The 5,081-nt window shown below is 61.5% G+C and carries 6 protein-coding genes and 1 pseudogene; 6 read left to right on the forward strand and 1 reads right to left on the reverse strand.

What is annotated here, in order from left to right:
• The first annotated feature begins 189 nt into the window (after nucleotides 1–189).
• Nucleotides 190–312: a hypothetical protein gene (locus tag ACLP4W_RS00160; RefSeq protein WP_442382933.1), complete on the forward strand. Its 123-nt coding sequence runs from the start codon at nucleotides 190–192 to the stop codon at nucleotides 310–312.
• Nucleotides 313–511: 199 nt separating this feature from the next.
• On the opposite strand, the gene ACLP4W_RS00165 is transcribed toward ACLP4W_RS00160, so the two are convergent.
• A complete protein-coding gene (locus tag ACLP4W_RS00165) occupies nucleotides 512–865 on the reverse strand; it encodes a nitroreductase/quinone reductase family protein (RefSeq protein WP_442382935.1) in 354 nt (117 codons plus the stop codon).
• A 746-nt stretch (nucleotides 866–1,611) separates the two neighbouring features.
• Between ACLP4W_RS00165 and ACLP4W_RS00170 the strand changes: the two genes are divergently transcribed.
• The 5 genes and pseudogenes from ACLP4W_RS00170 to ACLP4W_RS00190 all read left to right on the forward strand — a co-directional run.
• Complete coding sequence (locus tag ACLP4W_RS00170) at nucleotides 1,612–2,148, forward strand: hypothetical protein (RefSeq protein ID WP_442382937.1); 537 nt, start codon at nucleotides 1,612–1,614, stop codon at nucleotides 2,146–2,148.
• 114 nt (nucleotides 2,149–2,262) lie between these two features.
• Nucleotides 2,263–3,683, forward strand: a protein-coding gene (locus tag ACLP4W_RS00175) for an IS3 family transposase (RefSeq protein ID WP_442382941.1) whose coding sequence is annotated in 2 segments (ribosomal slippage) — nucleotides 2,263–2,611 and nucleotides 2,611–3,683 — 1,422 coding nt in all. Because the reading frame shifts where the segments join, the coding sequence is not laid out codon by codon here.
• A gap of 27 nt (nucleotides 3,684–3,710) precedes the next feature.
• Nucleotides 3,711–4,166, forward strand: coding sequence for a hypothetical protein (locus ACLP4W_RS00180; protein WP_442382939.1), 456 nt, complete (start codon nucleotides 3,711–3,713; stop codon nucleotides 4,164–4,166).
• Nucleotides 4,167–4,528: 362 nt separating this feature from the next.
• Complete coding sequence (locus ACLP4W_RS00185) at nucleotides 4,529–4,873, forward strand: hypothetical protein (protein WP_424393883.1); 345 nt, start codon at nucleotides 4,529–4,531, stop codon at nucleotides 4,871–4,873.
• A gap of 19 nt (nucleotides 4,874–4,892) precedes the next feature.
• Nucleotides 4,893–5,081 (forward strand): annotated as a pseudogene (locus tag ACLP4W_RS00190) (hypothetical protein); the annotation flags it as partial.

Raw genomic sequence — 5,081 nt, forward strand, 5'->3', positions numbered from 1 at the left:
TCGTGATCGTCTCCTCGCCGAGCATCCCAGGGAGTGCGCGAAGCGTGTTCAACTTGGCGGCGCCGGACGAACGGAGAGAATGCCGGGCTCTCCACTCTACGAACCCCGATCACCTGATTCCCAGCAAGCCGTCTCCGACGAATGTCCCGCCCTTGCGGATAGCCGCCCGGTACGCGGACGGACGCAAGCGTGGCTGACCTGGACATGGCCAGGTTGGCCGTCCCGGCGCCCGGAACGAGGACTGGCAAATGCCGGATCACCCAGCACCCCAAGACCGCCTACTACTCGACGACGCTCAGCGCCGCGACCTAGTAGAGAAAGCCGGTTATGGGTCCGCGACGACTCCACCCGGCGATCTCACATCACCGGACTGGCAGATACCATCGCGAGTCGGCCCCGATTCCCCACTCCCGCAAGGGAAATTGAAGGACTCGTGGCGACCGGGACTTGCGACAGCCCGGGCTGGACCGTTGCCGACCTGGATGAAGGCAATGGACCTCGGGAATCGCGCCTATCGATCGTCCAGCTTTACCGTGACGGTCACCTGGCCCTGATCGTCGCGGGTCGCGACGGCGTGCCCGTTTCGGTCGGTGCCGTTGAGCCGCAGCGTAATCGGGCCGCCGCCGCCCAGGAAGTTTCGCCACCAGTTCTTGGCGCCGGGAAGCCCGACACGGATGACAACCTCGTCACCGACCCGCCGGTAATTCACCGGTGTGGTGAACGTCTTGCCTGAGCGACGGCCGACGTAGGAAATCATCACCAGGTTTCGGCGCACAACGTTGCCTAACAGGGGCACATCGACGAGCTTGGCCGCGACGGCGTTGAAGGCCGGCACTATCGGGGTACCGAATATTCCGCGGCGCATCACAATCTCCTTGGGCCGAGCGATGCTCGCCAGCCTAGTTGGGCCTCAGCCCACACTTCAGTAGTGGTAGTGGGCAGGCCGCGGTGATTGGCGACGACGTCAAGCGGCTTGGGTGATCTGGCGACTCCCGGCCCGTTTCCGGTCGTGTGGGTGGTCGACGACTAACTGGCGCCTTCCTGCCAGGTATTTCCCCTTAGTAATTACCCAGGCAGCTCGTGAACGTGGGGTCCAGCACGGATGCATCGGCGTCGGTGGTATCTGAATGCGACTCACCTGTCAACGATGTCGAGGACTCAGACACCTCCAACCGCGCTGACTCCGGCTGTTCAGCGGCGGCCTGCCGGCGGGTGTGAGTGTCACGACGTTGTCACTCATCCACAACTCACCGCTAATCACCCGATGGACTGCCTCGGATTGCAATGCACTTCTACGGCCTAACACCGCAGTTCAGGGCCGGTATCACCTGCCCAGCCATGATCACTCGACAGACGGCGATAAACCCCCGCAAACGGCCCGAATCGACTTCCCAAGCTGAATACGCGGGTTCGATTCCCGTCATCGGCTCCACAGTTTCCGCACGTTAGAGCGTTATCTAGCCGATCACACTCTCTAGTATTGGTTGAGACTTGTCGCTATCTTGTCGCTCATGTGGGGGTACTACTGCGGAAATCCGTTTGCTGGCTGTCGGCCCTCGGTGAGACCATCGCCCACGGGGGCAGCGCACGCCCTCCAAGGCCCTCGCAGGTATGACCCTTCGGCCTGGCGAGGGTGCCGCAGGATCAACGGAGCGAGAACTGGCTGAATCTGACATGACGCTCATACAGACATTTTTCTCAGATGACTACGTGATTCAAGTGTCAGATCGCCGTTTGACCAAATCCGATGGATCGGTCTTCGATGACGAATTCACAAAACTAATTTGTTGGAACCAAACGTTCACGGCTGGTTTCACAGGACTAGCGCGTATCAATATTGACCAGAAGAAATCAACGTCAGAATGGATCGCTGAGGTTCTTTGTGACTATCCGGTTTTCGGATACGGTGTCGACGCGCTACGACGGGAAGCAGAAAAGGCGATCCGAGAACTGCCAAATAACTGGGATAAAAGACTTGCGGTCGTCGTTGCCGGATTCGATCAAAACGGCAACCTACTCTGCGCAGAAGTCACAAATTTCAACACTACGACCGGATTCACGACAGATCAGAACAGTTTTGCACTCAACCAATTCGCGATGGTCACCGGACGCAAAACCGGCTCACCCCTCTCTGCCAACCTGGGTTGAGGCACCCGCTCCCTGACAATTAGTGACCAGAGGGCGGGGATGGAGAGCTTCCCCGAGATGACGAACAAGGTGACCACATTGGTCCGAGCGACCGGGATCGAAGATCCTGGTCGGATGAGCGGTGCTGGAACGGAACGTCCTGACCCTGAGGTGCCCGAGCGTGCCCGGCGCCGGACGTTCACCGCGAAGTACAAGCTGGAGATCCTGGCCGCCTACGACGCTGCCCCCGATGGTGAGAAGGGTGCGTTGTTGCGTCGGGAGGGCCTGTACTCCAGCCACATCGTGCAGTGGCGGCGGGCCCGCGACGGCGGCGCACTGGCTGGGCGCGCCGTTGCGCGCGGACGTAAGCGGCGCGACCCGCAAGCCGAGCGGATCGCCCGCCTTGAGCAGGAGAAACGGCAACTGGAGCAGGAGCTGGCCAAGACCCGCTTCGTGGTGGATGTGCAGGCAAAACTGCACGCGCTCTTGGAGACGCTCTCCGAGGGCGCGGACACCGAGCCGAGGTCGACGCCGTGACCGACACCGCGATCGCCGAACTGGTCCCGTGTGTCGGGGTCCGGGATGCATGCCAGGCTGTTGGAGCCGCGCAGGCCAGCTACTACCGGCGTCACCGCACCAGCGCGCCACCCGCTCGGTCGGTGCCGATCCGGCACCGGGATCGGCGCCAGCCGCGGGCGCTGAGCCAGGCCGAACGCCACGCGATCCTCGACGTTCTGCACAGCGACCGGTTCGTCGACATGGCGCCGGCCGAGGTGTGGGCCACGCTGCTCGACGAAGGCGTCTACCTCGGCTCGATCTCCACGTTCTACCGGCTGCTACGCCAGGCCGGGGAAACCCGGGAGCGGCGCCGGCAGGCCACCCACCCGGCCACCGTGAAACCGGAACTGGTTGCCTACCAGCAGAATTCCGTGTGGTCGTGGGATATCACCAAGCTGCGCGGCCCCGCGAAGTGGACGTACTACTACCTGTACGTGATCTTGGACATCTTTTCGCGGTACGTGGTCGGTTGGATGGTCGCTACCCGCGAATCCGCGGCTCTGGCCGAGGTGCTGATCCGCCAGACCTGCGCCAAGCAGGGCATCGGAGCCGATCAGCTGACCATCCACGCCGATCGCGGTTCCTCGATGACCTCCAAGCCGGTGGCGTTCCTGCTCGCCGACCTCGGCGTCACCCAGTCGCACAGCCGCCCGCACGTCTCCGATGACAACCCGTTCAGCGAATCCCAGTTCAAGACCCTGAAATACCGGCCCGACTTCCCCGGCCGCTTCGACTCCATCGAGGCCGCCCGCCGGCACTGCCAGACCTTCTTCGCTTGGTATAACGACGATCATCACCACGGCGGGCTGGGCCTGCACACTCCCGCCGACATCCACTACGGCACCGCCGAGGCCGTCCGCGACAAGCGCGCCGCCGTGCTCGCCGACGCATACCGGGTGCACCCCGAACGGTTCATCCGCAAGCCGCCAGAGCCGCCACACCTGCCCACCGGCTCGTGGATCAACCCACTCGACAAGCCAGAGGAGGCCACTCAGTAAATACCGCTCGACGGTGCCTCATTCAGGTTGACAGCTTCCGCACACACCGCAGGTGCGCCCCTCAACGATCTGCAAACCAAGATACTCAGACGATATATTCCGCGCATCGTTGACGAGCAAAACGGCATAAATCGTGCCATCAAGATTATGGTCGCGAACCAACGGCGAGTTGCGAAACTTCACAAAACAGTCGGCCTAGACGCTCAATGTGTTTTCATCCCGAAGCAGCAACAGCCAACAGGCATCGTCATGAGTAACCTCGATGGTACTGATTTATCTACGACAGGCAGCAGCTTTGGATTTTTCGATGCTGACGGCTTTCAGTACAAGCAATTCGGGCCGCTTTTCGCTCACGGCGGCTTTGTTGTTGATCAATTCACAGGCACAGCCGACCCCGCCAATCCCGACTATCAGACGATAAGTGTCAGATTTGTGAAAGTGCCGCCCTCATGGACCCAAACAAATCAAACGAATTCGGGCTAGCCCACGTTCCTACTCTAAGGCTGCCCTGGCGACGCATGGCGAGCACGTTGTCTGCCACCGGCGCGTTCATCGCCTCCAGCGCGGCCATCGTCTCGGCGTGGTCGTCATCGAACAGATGCGTGTAGATCGCCCAGCTTCGCGCGTCCATGAAACCGGCTCAGTAGCAACGGCGGAATATGATCTGCGGCCAATCAAGCGGGTTCGTCGCCGGTGACCTGTTCACCGAACCCAACATCGTCAGCTCCCATCTGACAAGATCGATCGCCGTCACGACAACCGGATCGTCAGGGTCAAGCCCTTCAGCGCGAATCGCTTCACGTTCGGTCCGACACGGCCTCGATCACTTCTATTAGGGTTAATTCATGGGTGGCGAGTTTATCGAGATCCGGATAACCCACCCCTGGGAATTTATCCAGCCGGCGCCCGAGGCCGTGCGCCCGCGGCTGCTGGACTGGCAGGTTGATGCCAAGGGTAGGCACGTCGCCTGGCGTTACCGGATAACCCGCTACGAGCAGGACGGCCAACCGCGGTGGTGGTTGGACGGGACCGGTCAGCACCCGTGGACCAGCGACGACGTCGAGTACCTGAAGGACGTGGCCGAGCACCACGCCGGTCGACTGTTGCGCAGACAGCGATGGCGGCCCAAGAGCATGTACAACGGCCAGGAGCCGCCGCTGTGGATAGGTGGTCGAGGGTGGTCCTCATGAGAACTGGGAATTGTGGCCACCCGCAGACAGCGGCGAAATTCGGCGGCTGACGATGCTGTCGCTGACCTGGTGGATTCGACGGCACTGTCTACCCGCATCGCGCCGGAGATCTACCGCACTGTGGTCGGAAGGTACCGGGAACAGGTGCGTCAGACCCAGCTCGTCTTTTATTCGTCTTTTATGGTCGAAAGGCAACGAGAATTAACGG

Source organism: Mycobacterium sp., from assembly GCF_052145595.1.
Lineage (GTDB): Bacteria > Actinomycetota > Actinomycetes > Mycobacteriales > Mycobacteriaceae > Mycobacterium.

Coding starts and splice junctions, on each gene's coding strand:
- ACLP4W_RS00185 (WP_424393883.1), top strand. CDS start 4,529: ATGGGTGGCGAGTTTATCGAGATCCGGATAACCCACCCCTGGGAATTT.
- ACLP4W_RS00170 (WP_442382937.1), top strand. CDS start 1,612: ATGACCCTTCGGCCTGGCGAGGGTGCCGCAGGATCAACGGAGCGAGAA.
- ACLP4W_RS00165 (WP_442382935.1), bottom strand. CDS start 865: ATGCGCCGCGGAATATTCGGTACCCCGATAGTGCCGGCCTTCAACGCC.